The 20,044-nt window shown below is 75.7% G+C and carries 17 protein-coding genes; 6 read left to right on the forward strand and 11 right to left on the reverse strand.

Annotated features, from left to right (window positions below):
* Positions 1 to 55: 55 nt before the first annotated feature.
* The 4 genes from serA to BMZ33_RS01415 are packed head-to-tail and all read left to right on the forward strand — an operon-like array spanning position 56 to position 5,386.
* Positions 56 to 1,270, forward strand: coding sequence for a phosphoglycerate dehydrogenase (serA, locus tag BMZ33_RS01400; RefSeq protein ID WP_091107019.1), 1,215 nt, complete (start codon positions 56 to 58; stop codon positions 1,268 to 1,270).
* Positions 1,260 to 1,961 (forward strand): ABC transporter ATP-binding protein, encoded by a 702-nt coding sequence (locus BMZ33_RS01405; protein ID WP_091107021.1) that lies wholly within the window; start codon positions 1,260 to 1,262, stop codon positions 1,959 to 1,961. Before serA ends, BMZ33_RS01405 begins: the two co-directional genes overlap by 11 nt.
* Positions 1,958 to 3,529, forward strand: a complete 1,572-nt coding sequence (locus tag BMZ33_RS01410; RefSeq protein WP_091107024.1) for a DUF6297 family protein — start codon at positions 1,958 to 1,960, stop codon at positions 3,527 to 3,529. The genes BMZ33_RS01405 and BMZ33_RS01410 overlap by 4 nt, the downstream gene beginning before the upstream one ends.
* Before the next feature lie 51 nt (positions 3,530 to 3,580).
* Positions 3,581 to 5,386 carry a feruloyl-CoA synthase gene (locus BMZ33_RS01415; RefSeq protein ID WP_169063742.1) on the forward strand — a complete coding sequence of 602 codons (1,806 nt, stop codon included), beginning with the start codon at positions 3,581 to 3,583 and terminating at the stop codon, positions 5,384 to 5,386.
* 7 nt (positions 5,387 to 5,393) lie between these two features.
* On the opposite strand, the gene BMZ33_RS01420 is transcribed toward BMZ33_RS01415, so the two are convergent.
* From BMZ33_RS01420 to boxC, 6 genes are all read right to left on the reverse strand, one after another.
* Complete coding sequence (locus BMZ33_RS01420) at positions 5,394 to 6,311, reverse strand: LLM class flavin-dependent oxidoreductase (protein WP_091107027.1); 918 nt, start codon at positions 6,309 to 6,311, stop codon at positions 5,394 to 5,396.
* 40 nt (positions 6,312 to 6,351) lie between these two features.
* The gene (gene fdxA, locus BMZ33_RS01425; RefSeq protein ID WP_091107029.1) at positions 6,352 to 6,684 is read right to left on the reverse strand and encodes a ferredoxin; all 333 of its coding nucleotides are present in this window, start codon (positions 6,682 to 6,684) and stop codon (positions 6,352 to 6,354) included.
* Positions 6,685 to 6,713: 29 nt separating this feature from the next.
* Positions 6,714 to 7,781 (reverse strand): NAD(P)/FAD-dependent oxidoreductase, encoded by a 1,068-nt coding sequence (locus tag BMZ33_RS01430; RefSeq protein ID WP_091107031.1) that lies wholly within the window; start codon positions 7,779 to 7,781, stop codon positions 6,714 to 6,716.
* Entirely contained in the window at positions 7,778 to 9,460 is a 1,683-nt protein-coding gene (locus tag BMZ33_RS01435; protein ID WP_169063743.1) for a benzoate-CoA ligase family protein, read from the reverse strand. Before BMZ33_RS01435 ends, BMZ33_RS01430 begins: the two co-directional genes overlap by 4 nt.
* Before the next feature lie 135 nt (positions 9,461 to 9,595).
* Complete coding sequence (gene boxB, locus BMZ33_RS01440; protein WP_169063744.1) at positions 9,596 to 11,077, reverse strand: benzoyl-CoA 2,3-epoxidase subunit BoxB; 1,482 nt, start codon at positions 11,075 to 11,077, stop codon at positions 9,596 to 9,598.
* Positions 11,078 to 11,079: 2 nt separating this feature from the next.
* Positions 11,080 to 12,810, reverse strand: a complete 1,731-nt coding sequence (gene boxC, locus BMZ33_RS01445; RefSeq protein WP_091107033.1) for a 2,3-epoxybenzoyl-CoA dihydrolase — start codon at positions 12,808 to 12,810, stop codon at positions 11,080 to 11,082.
* A 134-nt stretch (positions 12,811 to 12,944) separates the two neighbouring features.
* Between boxC and BMZ33_RS01450 the strand changes: the two genes are divergently transcribed.
* The gene (locus BMZ33_RS01450; protein WP_169063745.1) at positions 12,945 to 13,586 is read left to right on the forward strand and encodes a GNAT family N-acetyltransferase; all 642 of its coding nucleotides are present in this window, start codon (positions 12,945 to 12,947) and stop codon (positions 13,584 to 13,586) included.
* Positions 13,587 to 13,691: 105 nt separating this feature from the next.
* Positions 13,692 to 15,674 (forward strand): HNH endonuclease signature motif containing protein, encoded by a 1,983-nt coding sequence (locus tag BMZ33_RS01455; protein ID WP_091107854.1) that lies wholly within the window; start codon positions 13,692 to 13,694, stop codon positions 15,672 to 15,674.
* Here the strand turns inward: BMZ33_RS01455 and BMZ33_RS01460 are convergent.
* From BMZ33_RS01460 to BMZ33_RS01480, 5 genes are read right to left on the reverse strand one after another with little or no spacing between them, the layout of a single operon-like run.
* Positions 15,668 to 16,591 (reverse strand): DMT family transporter, encoded by a 924-nt coding sequence (locus tag BMZ33_RS01460; RefSeq protein WP_091107037.1) that lies wholly within the window; start codon positions 16,589 to 16,591, stop codon positions 15,668 to 15,670. The genes BMZ33_RS01455 and BMZ33_RS01460 overlap by 7 nt on opposite strands.
* A 7-nt stretch (positions 16,592 to 16,598) precedes the next feature.
* Positions 16,599 to 17,300, reverse strand: a complete 702-nt coding sequence (locus BMZ33_RS01465) for an ABC transporter ATP-binding protein (protein ID WP_091107040.1) — start codon at positions 17,298 to 17,300, stop codon at positions 16,599 to 16,601.
* Complete coding sequence (locus tag BMZ33_RS01470; RefSeq protein WP_091107042.1) at positions 17,301 to 18,092, reverse strand: ABC transporter ATP-binding protein; 792 nt, start codon at positions 18,090 to 18,092, stop codon at positions 17,301 to 17,303.
* Positions 18,089 to 19,126: a branched-chain amino acid ABC transporter permease gene (locus BMZ33_RS01475; RefSeq protein ID WP_091107044.1), complete on the reverse strand. Its 1,038-nt coding sequence runs from the start codon at positions 19,124 to 19,126 to the stop codon at positions 18,089 to 18,091. The genes BMZ33_RS01470 and BMZ33_RS01475 overlap by 4 nt, the downstream gene beginning before the upstream one ends.
* Positions 19,123 to 20,013 carry a branched-chain amino acid ABC transporter permease gene (locus BMZ33_RS01480; protein ID WP_091107046.1) on the reverse strand — a complete coding sequence of 297 codons (891 nt, stop codon included), beginning with the start codon at positions 20,011 to 20,013 and terminating at the stop codon, positions 19,123 to 19,125. Before BMZ33_RS01480 ends, BMZ33_RS01475 begins: the two co-directional genes overlap by 4 nt.
* Between the last annotated feature and the right edge of the window lie 31 nt (positions 20,014 to 20,044).

Genomic DNA, 20,044 nt, shown 5'->3' on the forward strand with positions numbered 1-20,044 from the left:
CGCGGCCGGCACGCGGAGCTCCCTCGCCGGCCGCCCCGCTCCGAGGAGGACGTCGTTGGACAGGCGCAGAGCCCTGCTGCTGGAGAACATCGACCCGGTGGCGGCCGAGCTGCTCCGGGCGGCCGGCTACGAGACCGAGTCGGTGCGCGGAGCGCTGGACGAGGACGACCTCGTCGCCGCGCTCGACGGGGTCGAGGTGCTCGGCATCCGGTCGAAGACCCAGGTGACCGCCGACGTGCTGCGCCGGCGGCCCGGCCTGGCGGCGGTGGGCGCCTTCTGCATCGGCACCAACCAGATCGACCTGCGCGCGGCCGCCGAGGCCGGCGTCGCGGTGTTCAACGCGCCGTACTCCAACACCCGCAGCGTGGTGGAGATGGCGATCGCGGAGATCATCATCCTGGCCCGGCGGCTGGTCGACCGGGACCGCGCGCTGCACGCCGGGACGTGGGACAAGTCGGCGTCCGGCAGCCACGAGATCCGCGGGCGGACGCTGGGCATCGTCGGCTACGGCAACATCGGCAGCCAGCTGTCGGTGCTCGCCGAGGCCCTCGGGATGCGGGTGCTCTTCTACGACCTCGAGGACAAGCTCGCGCTGGGCAACGCGGAGCGCTGCGACACCCTCGAGGAGCTGCTCGAGCGGGCCGAGACCGTCACGCTGCACGTCGACGGGCGGGCCGGCAACGCGGGTCTCTTCGGCGCCGAGCAGTTCTCCCGGATGCGCCGGCGCAGCCTGTTCCTCAACCTCTCCCGCGGGTTCGTCGTCGACCACGAGGCGCTGCGCGACCACGTCCTCAGCGGGCACGTCGCCGGGGCCGCCGTCGACGTCTTCCCCGACGAGCCGCGCGAGCAGGGCGACGCCTTCACCTCCGTGCTGCGCGGGCTGCCCAACGTCATCCTCACGCCGCACGTCGGCGGGTCGACGCAGGAGGCGCAGCACGACATCGGGCGCTTCGTGGCCGGCAAGCTCGCCGACTACGCCGGCGCCGGGACGACGACGCTGAGCGTCAACCTGCCGACGGTGGCGCTGCACGGGTCGTCGGCCGCCCGGTTCGCGCTGCTGCACCGCAACGTGCCCGGCGTGCTGGCGCGCGTCGACGCCCTCGTCGGGGAGCACGGGCTCAACGTCGACGGCCAGGTGCTGGCCACCCGCGGCGAGCTCGGGTACGCGGTCACCGACGTCAGCGCGGCGCTGCCCCCGGACCTGCTGGCCGCGCTGCGGGCGCTGCCGGAGACCGTCCGGCTGATCACCGTCGGGACGCGTGCCGACTGACCGCACGCCCGGGTCCGCACTGCTGGAGGCGCGGGACCTGCGGGTCGGCCACGGCACCGAGCCGGTCTGCGCGCCGGTCGACCTCGCCGTGGCGCCGGGCCGGGCGCTGGGGCTGGTCGGGGCCAACGGCGCCGGCAAGTCCACGCTCCTGCAGACGCTCGTCGGGCTCCTGGCGCCCCTGGCCGGCACGGTCACCCTGGCCGGCCGGGAGGTGGACGAGCGGCGGGCCGACGTCCGCCGGGACGTGGCCTGCGTGCTCGACGACGAGGCGTTCTTCCCCTCGCTGACCGGCCGCGAGCACCTGCTGCTGACCGCGCGGGGCCACGGGGTGCGCGACCCGGAGGCGGTGGTGGACGCCGAGGTGGCCGCGTTCGGGCTGACCGGCCGGATCGACGCGCTGCCCTCCCGGCTCTCCTCCGGGCAGCGCCGCCGGCTGGCGCTGGCCGCCGCACTGGTCCGGCCGGCCCGCCTCGTGGTGCTCGACGAGCCCGAGCGCCGGCTCGACGCGGGGATGCGCACCCGGCTGGCCGGGCGGCTGGCGCGGCTCCGGGACGACGGGGCCGCGGTGGTGTTCGCCTGCCACGACGCCGACTTCCTCCGGGCCGTGGCCGACGACGTCCTCCTGCTCGACGAGGACGCCTGCCCGCGCCTCGACCCGGCCTCGGCCGCCGACCTCCTGCCGGCGCTGTGAGCGCGCCGCCAGCCGTCCTCGCCGACCGGGACGCCGAGCTCTCCGGCGCCGCGGTCCGGCGGCTCACCCGCCGGGCCACGGCGGCCCGCGCCGACACCACCGTGGCGGCCCGGCTCGCCGAGGCCTGGGGGTCCCTGGTCTCGGTGGCGATCGGCGTCGCCGTCCTCGCCGGGACGGTGGCCTCGCTGCGCGAGCGGGTCACCCTGGCCGGCGCCCCGGCCACCGCCACCGTGCTGCCGGCCGGGGTCACCGCGGCGCTGGCCGCGGTGCTCGCGCTGGCCGGTCTCGTCGTCGCCCTCGACCGGCTGGGCCCGGTCAGCAGCACCCCCGCGGCCGCGGCGTGGTGGCTGCCGCTGCCGGCCGGCCGGCGCGACCTGCTGCGCGGCGAGCTGGGCCGGGTCGTCGCGGCCGTCGCCGGCACCGCCGCCGTGGCGGCCCTGCCACTGGCGCTCACGCTGACCGACGCCCCCTCCCTCGGCGGCGTGGCCGCCGTGCTGGCCGGGACGGCGGGGACCGCGGCCGCCCTGGTCGGCGCGGTCGCCCTCGGCCAGACCCGCGGAGGCGGCGGCCGGGCGGCACCGGTCGCCGGCGCGGTGGCCGTCGGCCTCGCCGCGGCGGCGGTCGGGTCGGCCACCGTCCTGGCGGCCACCGGCGGTGGGGAGCTCCCGCCCCTGCCCGGGCTGCCGGCCGGCTGGGCGGTGCTGCCGGGAGCCGCAGCCGTCCTCCTGCTGGCCGGCGCGCTGGCCGGCCTCGGGCGCCTCGGCGCCGGGCAGTTGCGGGCACTGGGCGCCACGTCGCAGTACGCGTCGGCGTCGGCCCTCTCGCTCGACACCCGGGACCTGGGCCGGGCGCTGGCCGCCCGCAGCCCCCGCGAGCCCCGGCGCGGCCGGCGCTTCCCCCGCGTCGCCGGTGCCTGGCAGGCGGTGGTCGCCGCCGACCGCACCGCGCTGGGCCGCTCGCCGTGGCACCTCGGCCAGGTGGCCGTCGCCGTCGCGGTGCCCGTGCTGGTCGCCCGCACCGACGGGCTGGGCGCGCTGCCGGTGGCCGTGTGGGGCGCGTGCGCGGCCGGGTGGGCACTGGCGGCCGTCGCGGCCGGGCACCCGGCGCGGCAGGCCCAGCTCGTCCCCGCGCTCGACCGCCTGCTGCCCCTGTCGGCCGCCGGTGTCACCGTCGCCCGGGCGGTGGTGCCCCTCGCCGTGCTCGCGGTGGTGACCACCCTGACCGGCCTGCTGATCGGCGTGGCCGGCGGGACGCCGGCGCTGTGGACCGGGCTGTGCGCCGCCACGGCCCCGGCCTGGGCCGCAGCCGCGCTGCGGGGCGCGTTCCGCCCGGAGGTCGACTGGTCCGGGCCGGTGGTGTCGACGCCGATGGGTGCGCTGCCCACCGGGGTGGGCGCCACGCTCGTGCAGGGTGTCGACGTCGGGCTCGTGGGCAGCCTGCCGCTCGCCGCCGCCCTGGTCTCCGGCGGGCCGACCCCGCTGTGGCTGGCGGTCCAGCTCGGCTGGTCGGTGCTCCTGTGCGCGGGCGCGCTCGCCCTGGTGGCCCGCCGCCCGAGCGGGCCCGGCTGACGGCACCGAGGTCGTATGGTCCGGATCACACCTGCGACAGGGAGGGTGGACGTGCCCGATCCGGTCCCCGCGCGGAGCGCGACCTTCGCCGCCCCGCGGATCGAGTCCGAGCGGCTGCCCGACGGCCGCCTGCTGCTGCGCTCGGCCGAGCCGCTGGCCGGGCACCCGGCCAGCGTGGTGCACGAGTTCCGGCGGCACGCCGAGGAGCACCCCGGGCGGCTGCTGGTCGCCGAGCGCGGAGCCGACGGCGAGTGGGCCCAGCTCACCTGGGGCGAGGCCCGGGCGCAGGCCGACCGGATCGCGCAGGGCCTGCTCGACCGGGGTCTGGCCGGCCGCCCGGTGCTGGTGCTCTCGGGCAACAGCCGGCTGCACCTGGTCGTCGCGCTGGCGGCGATGACGGTGGGCGCGCCGGTGGTGCCCACCAGCGTCGCCTACTCGCTGCAGAGCGCCGACCACGGCAAGCTCCGCGCGATGGCCGACCTGGTCGAGCCGGGGCTCGTCGTCGCCGAGGACGCGACCTTCGCCGCGGCGGTCACGGCGGTCGCCGGCGACCGGCCGGTGCTCAGCCGGGACGGCGACCTGCCCGGCTCCGTCATGCCGGCGGAGTTCGGCGCCGACCCGACGGCCGAGGTGGACCGGCGGTGCGCCGGGCTGCGCCGCGAGGACGTGGCCAAGATCCTGTTCACCTCGGGGTCGACCGGCAGCCCCAAGGGCGTGCTCAACACCCACGGCATGCTGATGGCCAACCAGCAGCAGCTGCGCCAGGTGTGGCCGTTCCTCGCCGTGGAGCCGCCGGTGCTGCTCGACTGGCTGCCGTGGAGCCACACCTTCGGCGGGAACCACGACCTGGGCATGGTGCTGGCCAACGGCGGCACGCTGTGGATCGACGACGGCCGGCCCGCCCCGGCGCTGGTCGGCCGCACCGTGCGCAACCTCGCCGACGCGCGCCCCACGCTGTACCTCAACGTGCCCGCCGGCTACGCCGCGCTGCTGCCGCTGCTCGAGCGCGACCCGGCGGCGGCGCGGGCGTTCCTCGAGCGGCTGCGGCTGGGCTTCTTCGCCGCCGCCGCGCTGCCCCAGCAGCTGTGGGACCGGCTGGAGAAGCTGGCCGCCGACCACGGGGCGACCATGACGATGACCACCTCCTGGGGGCTGACCGAGACCGCACCGGCGGCCACCAGTGCGCACTTCCCGATCACCCGCAGCGACGTCCTCGGCGTCCCGCTGCCCGGCGTGGAGCTGGCGCTGGTGCCGGTGGGGGAGAAGACCGAGGTCCGGGTCACCGGCCCCAACGTCACCCCGGGCTACCACCGCCGTCCCGACCTCACCGCGGCCGCCTTCGACGAGCACGGCTTCTTCCGCACCGGCGACGCCGTCGCGCTCGCCGACCCCGACGACCCGGCCGCCGGCCTGGTCTTCCGCGGCCGGATCGCCGAGGACTTCAAGCTGTCCACCGGCACCTTCGTCAGCGTCGGCACGCTGCGGCCCGCGCTGCTGTCGGCGTCGGAGGGCCTGCTCACCGACGCGGTGGTCTGCGGCCAGGACGGCGACTGCGTGACCGCGATGGTGTGGCTGCACCCGGAGCACGCGGCGCGGGTGGACGCCGACGGCGTGCCCGAGGACTCGCTCCGGGCCGAGCTGGCGGCGACGCTGCGCCGGCTGGCCGCCCGGGGCGGCGGCTCCTCGCAGTGCGTCGAGCGGGTGCTGGTGCTCACCGAGCCCGCCCGGCTGGACGCCGGGGAGATCACCGACAAGGGCTACGTGAACCAGGCCGCCGTCCGCGACCGCCGCGCCGACCTCGTGGCGCTGCTGTCGGCCGACCCGCTGCCGCCGCGGGTCGTCGTCCGGGAGGGCTGACCGCCGGTCAGCCGGCGGCGGCCAGCCGCGGGAGGACGGCCTCGGTGAACAGGCCGACGCCCTCCCGCCGGCGGTCGCCCGCGCCGACCGGCGAGAACACCAGCGTGTCCGCGCCCGCCTCGGCGAACTCGCGCGCCCGTGCCGCCACCCGGTCGGGGTCGCCGTGCAGCAGGTACCGGTCGGCGAGGGGGGCGAAGTCCTGCTGGTAGACCGCGCTCACCCACTCGACGACCTCCCGGCGTGACCGGTCGGCGTCGGTGTCCACCCCGCCCCAGCAGAAGACCGCACCCCGGACGGCGGACGGGTCGCGGCCGGCCCGCTCGGCGGCCTCGCGCACCTCGGCGAGGCTGCGGGCCAGCTGCTCGGGTGTGTACATGTAGGGCATCCACACGTCGGCGAACCGGCCGGCCCGCCGGATCGCCGGCGCCTTGCGGCCGCCGAGCCACAGCGGCGGGCCGCCGGGCTGGACCGGGCCGGGGGAGAGCGCCAGGCCCTCGACCCGGGCGTGCCGGCCGGCGTGCTCCACCGGGCCGCCGGCCCACAGCCGGCGCAGCAGGTCCAGCGCCTCGTCGGTGCGCGGCCCCCGCTCGGCGACGTCGACACCGGCCGCGACGAACTCCGGCGGGTACTCGCCGCCGACGCCGACGCCCATGTCGAAGCGGCCGCCGGAGACCTGGTCGAGCGTCGTCGCCAGCTTCGCGGCCAGCGCTGCGGGGTAGAGCGGCAGCACGGTCAGCGAGCTGAGCAGCCGGATGCGGCTGGTGGCACCGGCGGCGGCGGCGAGCGCGACGAAGGCGTTCGGGTGCGGGCTGTGGAAGAACAGGTGCTCGCCGGTGGCGATCCCGTCGTAGCCCGCCTCCTCGGCCGCGCGCGCCTCCGTGGCGACGGCCTGCTGCTCGGAGCTCAGCGTCAGGACCACCCGCACGGCTGCCCCTCCCTCCGGGTCCGGCCGGCCCCCGGCGGGGTCAGGAGCCCTCGGCGACCAGCTCGGTGTCCACGCCGATCCTGCCCACCTTGGACGCGCCGCCGGGGCTGCCGAGCGGCGCGTCGCGGCCGGGCAGGATCTCGACGAAGAAGCGCCGGTTGTCGGCGATGTGCGGCTCGTTCTCGTCGGTGACCCGGCGGTCCTGGGCGATGGCCTCCACCGGGCAGACCGGCTCGCAGGCGCCGCAGTCGATGCACTCCTTGGGGTTGATGTAGAGCTTGCGGTCGCCCTCGTAGATGCAGTCGACCGGGCACTCCTCGACGCAGGACATGTCCGTGGTGTCGATGCACTCGGCGCCGATGACGTAGGGCACGGGGGCTCCTCTGGCTGGGGTCGGGTGGGTCAGGCGGACGCGGCCGCGCCGATCCCGGCGGGGTCGTCGCTGCTGTGCCCGGGGAACAGCGGCTGGTCGGGGTCGAGGTAGGTGGCCGCGTTGTTCACCGCGGTGGCGGCTTCCCCGAACCCGACGGCGATCAACCGCACCTTGCCGGCGTACTCGGTGATGTCGCCGGCGGAGTAGACGCCGGCCACGTTCGTGCGCATGGCGGTGTCGACGACGATCCTGCGGTCGGCGGTGTCGACGCCCCAGCGCTCCAGCGGCCCGATGTCGGCGGTGAAGCCGAGCGCGGCGATGATCGCCTGGGCGCGGTGGGGGGTGACCGTGCCGTCCTTGGCCCGGACGTGCACGGTGTGCAGCCGGTCGTCGCCCTCGAGCCCGCTCACCTGGGCGTCGGTCACGACGACGGTCCGGCCGCGCTGCACGTCCGCGACGCTGGCGGCGTGCGCGCGGAACTGCCGGCGCCGGTGCACCAGCGTGACCGAGGCCGCGACGTCCTCCAGGGCGAGCGCCCAGTCGACCGCGGAGTCCCCGCCGCCGACGATGACGACGTCCTGGCCGGCGTGCGCGGCCAGCTCCCTGACCACGTAGGTCAGCCCGCGGCCCTCCCACCGGTCGCCGCCGGGCAGCGGCCGCGGGGTGAAGGTGCCGATCCCGCCGGTGACGACGACGGCGCCGCAGTGCACCCGCGTGCCCCGGTCGGTGGTGACGACGAGCCGGTCCCCGGCCCGGGGGCGCTCGCCGGCCTCGTTCGTGAGCGTCTCCGACTGCTCGCCGAGGACGTACACCGGGTCGAAGCGGGCGGCCTGCTGCACGAGGTCGGCGACCAGGTCGCGGCCCTTGACGCCGGGGAAGCCGGCGACGTCGTGGATCAGCTTCTCCGGGTAGAGGGCCGTCACCTGGCCGCCCGGCTCGGGGAGGCTGTCGACGACCGCGGTGCGCAGGCCGCGGAAGCCCGCGTAGTAGGCGGCGTAGAGCCCGGCGGGGCCGGCGCCGACGACGAGCAGGTCGACGTGCACCTCCCGCCCCGCCGCCGCCGGGTGCTCCGGGGTCAGGACGTCGGTCGCGGTCACGCAGGGCCCCCGGTGATCGGCGTGAGGTCGGGCTTGGCGGCGCCGCCGAGGCGCTCGATGGCGAGCTCGCGGATGCGGAAGCGCTGCAGCTTCCCGGTGGCGGTGGTGGGCAGCTCGTCGAACACGACGATGTGGCGCGGGCGCTTGAAGGCGGCCAGGCCGTCGCGGCACCAGGCCACGAGGTCGTCGGGGCCCGCGGCGGCGCCGGGGACGAGGACGACGCAGGCGACCGGCTTGTCCAGCCCGGTCTCGTCGGGCACCGAGACGACGACGACCTGCGCGACGTCGTCGTGGGCGCGCAGCCGCTCCTCCACCTCGGTCGGCGAGACCCAGATCCCGCCGGCCTTGATGATGTCGTCGGTGCGGCCCAGGGAGCTGTAGTACCCGTCGGCGCTGCGCACGTAGGTGTCGCCGGTGCGCACCCACTCGCCCTGGAACACCCGGCGGGTCACCGCGGTGCGCGACCAGTAGCCGGTGGCCGCCGAGGAGCCCCGCACCCACAGGTTGCCCGGGGTGCCGTCGGGGACCGGCTGCCCGTCGTCGTCGAGGATGCGCGCGTCGTAGCCGGCGACCAGCTCGCCGGTGGAGCCGGGGCGGGTCCGGCCGGGGTGGCCGCTGATGAAGATGTGCAGCATCTCGGTGGAGCCGATGCCGTCGAGCATCTCCACGCCGAAGGTGCCGGTGAACCGCTCGAACAGCGCGGCGGGGAACGCCTCGCCGGCGGAGACGCAGGCGCGCACGGAGGCGAAGGCGTCGGTGGGCAGGCCGGCGGCGAGCAGCGCGGCGTAGTAGGTGGGGCCGGCGAAGAACAGCGTCGGGCGCTGCTCGCGGAGCACCCGCAGCGTGCCGGCGGGACCGGGCCGGGAGCGGTCGAGCACCGTGCTCGCCCCCACCGAGAACGGGAACGTCAGCGTGTTGCCCAGGCCGTAGGCGAAGAAGAACTTGGCGACGGAGAACGTCACGTCGTCCGGGCCGATCGCCAGCACGTCGCGCGCGTAGGTCTCGGCGGTGTCCCGCAGCGAGCCGTGCCGGTGCATCGCGCCCTTGGGCGTGCCGGTCGTGCCGGAGGTGTAGAGCCAGAACGCGGGGGAGTCGGCCACGGTCGGGTAGGGCTCGGCGACCTGCTCGGCGAAGTCCGCGCCGGCGGCGGTGAACTCCGCCCAGGTCCGGACGCGGACCCCGGGGACCTCGGGCAGCGCCCCGGTGGTGTGGACGACGACGTCGGTGAGGTCGCGGCTGCCGGCGACGGCACTGCCGAGCGCGGCGAACTCCGAGCTCAGCACGACCACGCGGGCGCGGCTGTCGGTGGCCAGCACCGCGATGTCCCTGGGCTTGAGCATCGTGCTCACCGGTACCGGCACCGCCCCGATGCGCAGCCCGGCGAGGAACGCGGCGAGCAGCTCGGGGCAGTCGCCCATGCACAGCAGCAGCCGCTCCTCCGGGCGCACCCCGGCGGCGACGAGGGCAGCGGCGACGGCGCGGACGGCCTCGTCGAGCTCGGCGTAGGTCAGCGTCCGGACGCTGCCGTCGAGGTCGATCGCGGTGATCGCGCGGCGGTGGGGGGTGGCCCGCGCGTTGCGGGTGACCAGCCACTCGGCGGCGTTGAACGGCTCACCGGTCGGGGCCGGCGCCCCGGGCAGCAGGGCGGGGGAGGAGGGGGCGGTGTCGAGGGTGGCCACGGTGCGCGCCCTTTCGGTGCCGGGGACCGAGCCGGGGGACCGCTCGGGGGAGGAGGAGGCGGCCGGGGCCCGGCCGCCGGTGGTGCGGCTGCGGCCGGGCCCGGGGGCCCGGCCGCAGCGACGTGCGTCAGCCGCTCAGAAGCGCACGTAGTCGTACTCGACGGGCAGGGAGTTGATCCCGACCGACGGCGGGGCGATCCAGCCGGCGAACTCACCGGGCTCGTAGTGCGGCACCATCAGCCCGGCCACGCGCTCGCGGTCCTCGGGGGTCGGCAGGTACTCGCCCACCCGCTCCTCCCAGGTGGCCCCGTCGACGATCTCGCCGGTGGGTGTGACGTGGTGCCCGGCGAAGGCGCCGACCTTGCGGTTGAAGCCCTGGTGCGGCAGGTACAGGCGCTCCTCCAGGCCGGCGTCCTCCAGCTCCTGGTTCCACCGCCTGACGCCGTTCTCGCAGTCCGCGGCGTACTCGTTGCGCAGGTCGAGGTTGAGCGCGGTGAGCATCGGCACCGTGCGCGTGGTGAGCTGCCCGCCCTCGATGACCGGGACCTCCATGGTCAGGTCGTGCAGCTGGTGGTCGTCCTTGCGGCGGGTCTCCATCCACCGGCCCTTGAGGCCGGCGGTGTAGTAGGCCGCCACGTTGGACGACGTCTCGGAGCCGAAGAGGTCCATGGAGACGGAGAACTGGAAGTTCAGGTACTTCTGGATCACCGACAGCGGGATGCCGCCGTACTGCCAGATGTCGTCGGTGCCGTGCTCCTTCATCAGCTGCGCGGTCCGCTGGACGGTGCGCTGCACGCCCGTCGTCCCGACGAACATGTGGTGCGCCTCCTCCTTGAGCATGAACTCGCAGGTGCGCGCCAGCGGGTCGAAGCCGCTCTCCTTCAGCGTGCCGAGCTGGTACTTGCCGTCCCGGTCGGTGAAGTAGGTGAACATGAAGAACGACAGCCAGTCGGTCGTCTCCTCGTTGAACGCCCCGAGGATGCGCGGCGAGTCGTAGTCGCCCGAGTTGCGCTTGAGCAGCTCCTCGGCCTCCTCGCGGCCGTCCTTCCCGAAGTAGGCGTGCAGCAGGTAGACCATCGCCCAGAGGTGGCGGCCCTCCTCCACGTTGACCTGGAAGAGGTTGCGCATGTCGTACAGCGACGGCGCGGTCATGCCCAGGTGTCGCTGCTGCTCGACCGAGGCGGGCTCGGTGTCGCCCTGGACGACGATCAGCCGGCGCAGGTCCGAGCGGTGCTCGCCGGGGACCTCCTGCCAGGCCGGCTCGCCCTTCTTGTCACCGAAGTTGACCTTGCGGTCGGGGTCGCGCTCGGCGAGGAAGATGCCCCAGCGGTACTCCTCCATGGGCACCCGGTCGAAGTGCGCCCAGCCGTCGCGGCCGACCGCGATGGCGGTGCGCAGGTAGACGTCGTGGGTCGGGATGGAGGGGCCGAGGTTCTTCCACCAGTCGAGGAACTTCGGCTGCCAGCCCTCCAGCGCGCGCTGCAGCTTGCGGTCGCCGGCCAGGTTGACGTTGTTGGGGATCCGCTCCGAGTAGTCGATCTTCGACAGCGGCCCCGTGGGGGTGGGGGCGTCCCCGGTGACCGTGCCGGACTGGGGGGTGGACTCGGTGGTGGTCATGGTCAGACCCGCTTCCTGTCGTAGTCGGCCCGCTTGCCGGTTCCGTAGCGGCGGAGTGCTCCTTCGGGGCCAGCGGCGTTGGGCCGCTGGAAGATCCAGTTCTGCCAGGCGGTGAGCCGGCCGAAGACCTTCGTCTCGGGCGTCTCGCGGCCGGCGAAGCGGAGGTTGGCCTCCATGCCGGTCAGCGCGTCGGGCGAGAAGCTGGCCCGCTCCTCGATGACCAGGCGGATCTCGTCCTCCCAGTCGATGTCGTCGGGCGTGCTGGTGACCAGCCCGAGCTCCGCGGCGTCGGCGGCCGGCAGGTCGCGCCCGGTGGCCGCCTCCGCCGCGGCCAGCTCCGCGTCGCTGCCGAGGAAGCGGACCTGCAGGCGGCTGAGGTCGTTGCTCATCGGCAGCAGGCCGGTGTTGAACTCGTCCAGCCGGATCACCGCGGGCGGCTTGGGGTCCTCGTCGTCCTCGAACTGGCCCTCGAGCATGTACTGGCGGTCGGCGGCGAAGGCGATCTCGGCCAGCGAGCCGACGAAGCAGGAGCCGGGCTCGACGAGCGCGAACAGGCTGCGGCTGGTGGTGTCCAGGCGCTTGACCGTGCGGCGGTAGAAGCCGATGGTCTCGTTGACCAGCCAGTGGTCGCGGTGGGCGAGCAGGAACTCGTCGTAGGCGGCCACGGTGGCGCCGTCGCCCTCGGTGCGCAGCAGCCAGGTGCCGATCTCGAGCTCGTTGGTGCGCAGCCGCAGGATCGCGTCGTCCAGCTCGCGGGTGGTGGCCAGCAGCCAGGCGGCGTCGCCCTGCTCCTGCAGCTCCGCCACGCTGCCCGGCACCGACTCCGGGCCGAGGACGGTCAGGGTCGCGGTGCCCGAGGCGCGGTCGAGGACGACGCGCACGTGCCCGTAGCGGATGGTGTCGCCGTCGACCTCGCGCTGCAGCGGGGTCAGCGCGACCCCGGTGGCCCCGGCGCCCGGCCGGGTGGAGGCGGCGGCGGCCTCGGCGGCCCGCCGGGACACCTCGGCCCCGAAGTCGCGGGCCTTGACGCTGGCGTCGACCAGCCGCCACTGCACGGCGCGCTCGCCGCGGATGCCCTCGGCGGTGGTGGAGAAGATGTCGGCCAGGTCCCGGCGCACGCCGCGCTTGTCGACCACGCGGGTCAGCCCGCCGGTGCCCGGCAGCACGCCGAGCAGCGGGACCTCGGGCAGCGACACCGCCGAGGAGTTGTCGTCGACGAGGACGATCTCGTCGCAGGCCAGGGCCAGCTCGTAGCCGCCGCCGGCCGCCGTGCCGTTGACCGCGGCGATGGAGCGCAGGCCGGAGCGGGCCGAGGCGTCCTCGATGCCGTTGCGGGTCTCGTTGGTGAACTTGCAGAAGTTCACCTTCCAGCTGTGCGGCGACGCGGCGAGCATCTTGATGTTGGCGCCGGCGCAGAACATCCGCTCCTTGGCGCTGGTGACGACGACGACCTTGGCCTCGGGGTGCTCGAAGCGGATCCGCTGCACCGCGTCGTGGAGCTCGATGTCCACGCCCAGGTCGTAGCTGTTCATCTTCAGCTCGTAGCCGGGGACGATGCCGCCGTCCTCGGCGACGTCGAGGGTCAGGGTCGCGACCTCGCCGTCGACCGACAGCCGCCAGTGCCGGTACTGGTCGGGGGAGGTGTCGAAGGACACCTCGGTCGTCGCGGCCGGCTCCGCGACGGGGGCCGGGCCCTCCGCCGTCGTCGCCGAGCGGTCTTCCACGGTGGTCACGGAGCCTCCAGGGGTGCGGGCGCGACGGCCCCGGGGGGCCCGTCGCTCCCATGGTGACGTGCTACACGACCTTGCGCAAGAGGGGACTTAGTTGTAGACATGTGGTGCAGGCCACACGTCCCCCGGAGGTCACCATGCCCGCTGCCGACACCCTGCGCTGGGTCCACGAGGACGACCCGCGGTGGGACGCCGACCGCGAGCGGGTCTTCGCGACCGTGCCGGAGGGCGTGTTCCGCACCGAGGCGCGGCAGTCCGGGGAGCGGCTGTCGAGCGACTGGTGGCGGGTGGAGCGCGGGGGCACCGTCGTCGGCTACGGCTGGCTCGACGACGTGTGGGGCGACGCCGAGGTGCTGCTCGCCGTCGAGGCCGCCGCGCGGGGCTCCGGCGTCGGCGTCTTCGCGCTGCACCGGCTCGAGGAGGAGGCGGCCGCACGCGGGCTGAACTACGTGCTCAACGTGGTCCGCGACACCCACCCCGAGCGGGCCGAGGTGACCGCCTGGTTCGAGCACCACGGCTTCGTGGCCGGCGAGGACGGGCGGCTGCGCAAGCGGGTCGGCGACCGCGCGCGTGACATCGGCCAGCACCAGGACGGCCGCCCCGGGACCGGCGAGGCGACCCCGCCGTCCGACGGGCGACAGGCGCGCTACCTCGCCGAGCGCGAGCGGGCCGCCGGCCGGCCGCGCCGGGACGACGAGCCGGCCACCGTCGGCGCCGACCGCGGTCCGGGCGAGGAGGAGATGGGCGGCTACGTCGACCCGGAGCAGCACCGCTACTGAATCGCCCGTTCGGCCGTGCCCTTCGGGCACTCGCCCACCCGCTGACCAGCGTGTTCTCTTCCATGCCGCTTGTGCCGCCATGCGTTCGAACGTATGATCGAGTACATGGCGGACGGGTCGGCGGTGCAGGTGCTCGACGCGCCACGTGCCACCCCGACCGCGGGCTGGGCGGCCGGTCCGCTGGGTGCGGCGCAGGCCGCTGATCGGGAGGTCGCCCGGCACACCGCGCTGCGCGCCCGGGCGGTCGCCGCCTTCGCCGCGAGCCGGCCGGCGTCGACCGACCGGACGCAGGGCGAGCGGGGGGCGATGTCGGCCGAGCGGTGGGCGGCGCGCGCCGACGTGCTGCGGCCGGTGAGCGAGTGGGCCACCCAGGAGCTGGCCATCGCGCTCGGCCTCACCGCGCAGGCCGCCGAGGGGGAGTTGGAGCGGTCGTTGACGCTGACCCAGCGGCTGCCGGCCGTGCTCGACGCGCTGGAGGCCGGGGTGCTGCACGTCGGGCACCTGTGGTGCCTGCTCGAGCACGTCGCGCCGATCGCCGACGCCGCCCTCCGCGCGCGGGTCGAGCGGGAGCTGCTGGACTGGCTGGCCGCCCGACGCGGGGTGACCACGCCGGCGCAGCTGGAGGATCGGGTGCGGCGGGTGGTCACCCGGCTGAACGCCCGCGACGCCGCTCGCGACCTGGCCCGGGCGCTGCGGCAGCGCGGCGTGTCGGTGCGGCCGGAGCGCACGGTGGGCGTGTCGGCGGTGACGGTGGTGTGTTCGACGCCGGAGGCGCAGGCGTTCGTGCGTGCGCTGGGCGCTCACGTCGACGCTCTCGACGCCGATCCGGCCGACGCCCGCACGCGCGGTGAGAAGACGGTGGACTGCCTGCTGGACCTGGTGTTGCGCCCGGGGGAGTCCGAGCTGCCGCCGGTGCAGGTGCTGCTGACGGTGGTGGCGTCGGTGCAGACGCTGCTCGGTGGTGACCACCCGGGTGAGGTGGACGGGCAGGTGGTGCCGGCGGAGATGGCCCGCCAGCTCGCCCGCGCCCTCGCCGGCCTGGCACCCGTCGGCGCCGACGCCCCGGATGCTGAGGTTCCGGGCGACACCGCCCAGTCGCCCGAGGCCACCGAGCCGTGGGACTGCGACGGTGGCCCGGTCGACCGGGCGGCCGCTGACCTCAGCGCCGAGGCGTTCGACCGATGGCTCGACGAGCTCGTGCGGGATGCGTTCAGCGGCGACCCGCCACTGGAGCCACTGCCTGGTGATCCGGAGTGGGACACCGCTCTGCCGGACGTCGGGTGCGATACCGACCCGGACTGGGAGCCGGTCGACCACCCGCACCCCGAGGACGCCCCGGGCTCCGCTGTGTCCTGCGCCGGCCCGGGCTGGTGGGCGGTGGCTGACCGGGCGGTCGAGGACGCCGAGGACGCGGTGCACGCCGCCGGCCTCGCCCTCGGTCACGCCCACCGGATGGTGACCACCGCCGACCGCGCCGACGCCGCCGATGAGACCGCCTGGCAGGCCGGCCCACCCGGCCGGGTCACCGCCGCCCGCGACGCCGTGACCGCACTCGCCGCCGTCGGCGAGGCCCAGCGCGCCGACCTCGCCGCGCTGCTGGCCGCCACCGCCGGCGGCGGGCTGGCCGACCGGCCGCGCATCGCCCTCACCGACGCCGTCACCGGCGCACTGCTCGCCCTCACCGACCTGCCCGCACTGCGCCGCGCCGGCACTTGCGCCCGCCCCGCCTGCCGCCGCCGGCCCGAGACCTGCGACCACGACCTCACCTGCCGCCCCGGCCTCGGCGCCCCCGCTCCCACCGACGGCTACCGGCCCGCCGCGGGCCTCGACCGATGGGTCCGCGCTCGCGACCGGCGCTGTCGCTTCCCCGGCTGCCGCCGCCGCATTCCGGCCGCCGGGGAACTCGACCACCTCCGCCCCTGGCCCACCGGGGAGACGTCGGCGGCCAACCTGGCCGGGTTCTGCACCACCCACCACCGCGGCAAGCACCAGGCACCCGGCTGGCGCTACGACCTTCGCTCCGACGGCACGCTGACGGTCACCACCCCCACCGGGCTGACCGCCGTCGGCGAGCCCCCGCCCTACTGAGGCGGCCGAGCAGCGACCGGGCGCCGTCCGGGCACGACCACCAGCGCGACCCCCAGGGCGGTCAGCGCGATCCCGGCGAGCGACACCGCCGACGGGACCGTGCCGAACAGCAGCCACGCCTCCAGCGCCACCGCCGGCGGCACCAGGTACAGCAGGCTGGACACCTCGGCGGCCGTCCCGCGCCGCAGCAGCACGAGCAGCAGCAGCACCGCCCCCAGCGACAGGGCGAGCACCAGCCAGACCATCGCCAGCACGAAGTCGCCGGTCCAGCGGATCGTCATCCGCTCGGTCGCCAGCGCACCGGCCAGCAGGACCACCGCCGCCGCGGCGTACTGCACCGCCGTCCCCCAGAGCAGCGGTATCCCACCGCCGAACCGCTTCTGGTGCACCGTGCCGGCCGTCCCCGCCGCCAGCGCCACCAGGCACGCGGCCACCCCCACCACCGACAGGGACGCGGCGCCGGCCGCTGCGGTCAGCCCCGGCCAGACGACGACGGCGACACCGGCCACCCCGAGCGCGAGCCCCAGCCACTGCCGCCGGGTGGCCCGCTCGCCGAGCACCGGCCCGGCCAGCACCACGGTCAGCACCGGCTGCAGGCTCACCACGACCGCCGAGACCGGCGAGGGCACCCCCAGGGAGATCGCGACGAACACCCCGCCCAGGTAGCCGGCGTGCAGCAGCAGGCCGACGACCGCGGCGTGCGCGTACTGCGCCGGCCGGGAGAGGAGGGCGGCACGCGCGGCCACCGCGATCAGCGCCAGCAGGGCCGCGGCGATGACCATCCGCAGCCCCAGGAAGGTCAGCGGCTCGGCGTAGGGCAGCCCGTACTGCGCGCCGACGAAGCCGGTGCTCCACAGCAGCACGAACAGCGCCGGGGCGCCCAGCCGCTGCAGCCGCGACCGTGCCGGGGCGCTCACCGGGCGGTCAGGCCACGCCGAGGAGCCGGTGGGCCACGGTGCTGTCGCTGCGGAACTCCGGCGTCGGGCAGCGGTGCACGATCCGGCCCTTCTGCATGACGGCGATCTCGTCGGCCACCGCGAACGCCAGGTGCAGGTCCTGCTCGACCACCAGCAGGGTGACCCCCTCCGCCTTCATGCCCACCACGACCTGACCGATGGCGTCGACCACCGCGGGGGCCAGCCCGTCGGACGGCTCGTCCATCAGCACCAGCCGCGGGTTGGTCAGCAGCGCCCGCGCTATGGCCAGCATCTGCTGCTCCCCGCCGGAGAGCTGCCCCGCCCCGTGCCTGAGCCGCTCGCCCAGCCGCGGCAGCAGCTCCAGCACCCGCCCGGTGTCCCAGGGACCGCGGCCGCGGCCACGCCGGGCGGCCAGGTCCAGGTGCTCGGTCACCGTCAGCGGCGCCCACACCCGGCGTCCCTGCGGCACCACGGCCACCCCCGCGCGGGCGACCACGTCGGGCCGCCGGCCGGTCAGGTCGCGGCCGTCGAGCCGCACCGTGCCGGCCGAGGCGCGCACCAGCCCCATGAGCGTGTTGACCAGCGTCGTCTTGCCCACGCCGTTGCGGCCGAGCAGGCCGAGCACCCGGCCGTCGGCGAGGTCGAGGTCGACCCCCTGCAGCACGGTGCTGTGCCGGTAGCCCGACTGCAGTCCGCGGACCTCGAGCACTCAGCTCACCCCCAGGGCGGCCGGTCCGGCCGTGTCGGTGAACAGGGACTCCCGGCCGGTGCCGAGGTAGGCCTCCTGGACGGCGTCGCTGGCGCGCACCTGCTCGGGCGTGCCGGTCAGCAGCACCCGCCCCAGGTGCAGCACGGTCACCGACCGCGCCAGGGCGAAGACGACGTCCAGATCGTGCTCGACGATGACCACGGTGACCGTCTCCGACAGCGCCCGGACCAGCTCGACCAGCCGCGCGCTCTCCGCCGGTGACATGCCGGCCGCCGGCTCGTCGAGCAGCAGCAGCCGCGGCTCGCAGGCGAGCGCCACGGCCACCTCCAGCTGCCGCCGCTCGCCGTGGGACAGGTCGGCGACCGGGCTGCCGCGCCGGTGCTCGAGGCCGACGTCGGCCAGCAGCCCGTCCACCCGCTCGCGTGCCGCGGCCTGCCGCCGCGGCACCAGCGACGCGCGCGACCCGTGCCGCCGCTGCGCGGCGAGCAGCACGTTCTGCTCGACGGTCTGCGTGGTGAACAGGCTCGAGTGCTGCAGGGTCTGGCTGATCCCCAGCCGCGCCCGCGCGTGCTCGGGCAGGCCGGTGACGTCGGTGCCCGCGAGGCTGACCGTGCCCGCCGACACCGGCATGCTGCCGGTGACCAGCTTGAACAGGGTGCTCTTGCCGGCGCCGTTGGGCCCGATCAGCGCATGACGCGCGCCGGTGGGGACGTCGAGGGTGACGTCGTCGACGGCCTTGAGCGCACCGAAGTGCCGGCTGACCCCCGACAGGGACAGCAGGGGAGCGGTCACGGTGTCCTCCGGGAGGCGGCGCGGCGGCGCTGCACCGCCGCGGAGATGCCGGCCAGGCCGGCGAAGCCGCGCGGCAGCAGGTAGACGGCGAGCACGAAGACGATGCCCAGCACCAGCGGGCCGTGGCCCTCGAGGGTCGGGCCCAGCGCGTCGCGCACCAGCACGACGACGGCCGCGCCGAGCACCGGCCCCCACAGCGACCCGGCCCCGCCGAGGATCACCGCGAGCAGCGCCAGGGCGCCGGTGGTGAAGCCCGCCTCGGTCGGCGTCACCAGCCGGACCTGGACGGCGAACAGCCCACCGGCGACGCCGGCGACGGCACCGGCGATCACGAAGGCCACGTACTTGTAGCGGAACGGCGAGTACCCGAGCGAGCGCATGCGCGGCTCGTTGTCGCGGATGCCGCGCAGCGCGCCGCCGACGGGGGACCGCGACACCAGCCACAGCGCCGTGAACCCGAGCACGAAGACGGCCAGGACGAACCAGTACACGTAGCCGGCCAGCGTCAGCGCGGTGCCGCCGACCCGCACCGCCGGGATGCCGTAGAGGCCGTTGGACCCGCCGGTCACCGAGTCCAGCGTGGTGGTCAGCTGGTAGACGATCTCCCCGACGGCGAGGGTCAGCATGAGGAAGAAGACCCCGCTGCTGCGCACCGCCAGCCACCCGGTGGCCGCGGCCGCGACCGCCCCGGCCAGCCCGGCCACCAGGACCAGCACCAGCCCCTCGCTGGTCACCTCGATCGCCACGATGCCGGCGGTGTAGGCGCCGACGCCGAAGTAGGCGGCGTGCCCGAGCGAGGGCAGCCCGGTCACCCCGACCAGCAGGTCGAGGCTGACGGCGAACAGCGCGAAGACCAGGATGCGGCCGAGCACCGTCGTCGCGAACGGCGCGAGCACGAAGGGCGCCGCGACCAGCAGCACCAGGACGACGACGGCCGGGACCGCCCGCAGCAGCGACGAGGGCCGCCGTCCCCCACCGCGCCGGCCGCCGGTCGCGGCGGTGTCGGCGACGATCGACTCCACGGCGGCGCTCACGTCCCGGCCAGCTTCCTCGGGCCGAACAGCCCGCGCGGCCGCAGCACCAGGACCAGTGCCAGGGTGCCGAAGAGGATGAAGGAGGCCAGGTCGGGCAGCACGGCCCGGCCCAGCGACTCGACCTGCCCGATGACCATCGCGCCGACGAACGCCCCCTTGACCGAGCCCAGGCCGCCGATGACGACGACCACCAGGGCGAGGATGAGGATGGTGTCGTCCAGGCCGGGCCGGGCGCCGTAGACCGGGGCGCCGAGCACCCCGGCCACGGTCGCCAGCATCGACCCGATGCCGAGGACGGCCACCTTGACCTTGCGGTTGTCGATGCCCATGGCCGAGACCATCTCCCGGTCGGCGACGCTGGCCCGCACCAGCGCACCGACTGACGTCCGCTCCACCACGACGTAGACGACGACGGCCAGCACCAGCCCGACGCCGATCAGGGCCAGCCGGTAGGCGGGGTAGGAGCGGCCCAGGAACGACACGCTCTCGGCCAGCCCGGGCGGGGCCCCGACCGACAGGGCGTCGTTGCCGTAGACGATCGAGAGGACCTCGGCCACCACGAGCGACACCCCGAGGGTGAGCAGCGCCTGGTCGAGGATGGGCCGCCGGGCCAGCGGCTCGGTCATGACCGACAGCACCCCGCCGGCGAGCAGCCCGACCAGCGCGGCGATGCCGAGGGCGGCCAGGAACCCGCCCCAGGTCGCGCCGTCGGACAGCAGGCTCCAGGCCAGGTACGCGCCGACCAGGAACAGCGCGCCGTGGGCCAGGTTCAGCACGTCCATCATCCCGAAGACGATGGACAGGCCGACGGCCAGGATGAACAGCAGCGACCCGATGGCGAAGCCGTTGAGGATGCTGACGAGGTTGCTGTCGAACCACTCGATCACCGGTCGGGGCCTCCTCCCGCGTCCCGGGCGG

Origin of the sequence: Geodermatophilus dictyosporus (assembly GCF_900115505.1) — a bacterium.
Classification (GTDB): domain Bacteria; phylum Actinomycetota; class Actinomycetes; order Mycobacteriales; family Geodermatophilaceae; genus Geodermatophilus; species Geodermatophilus dictyosporus.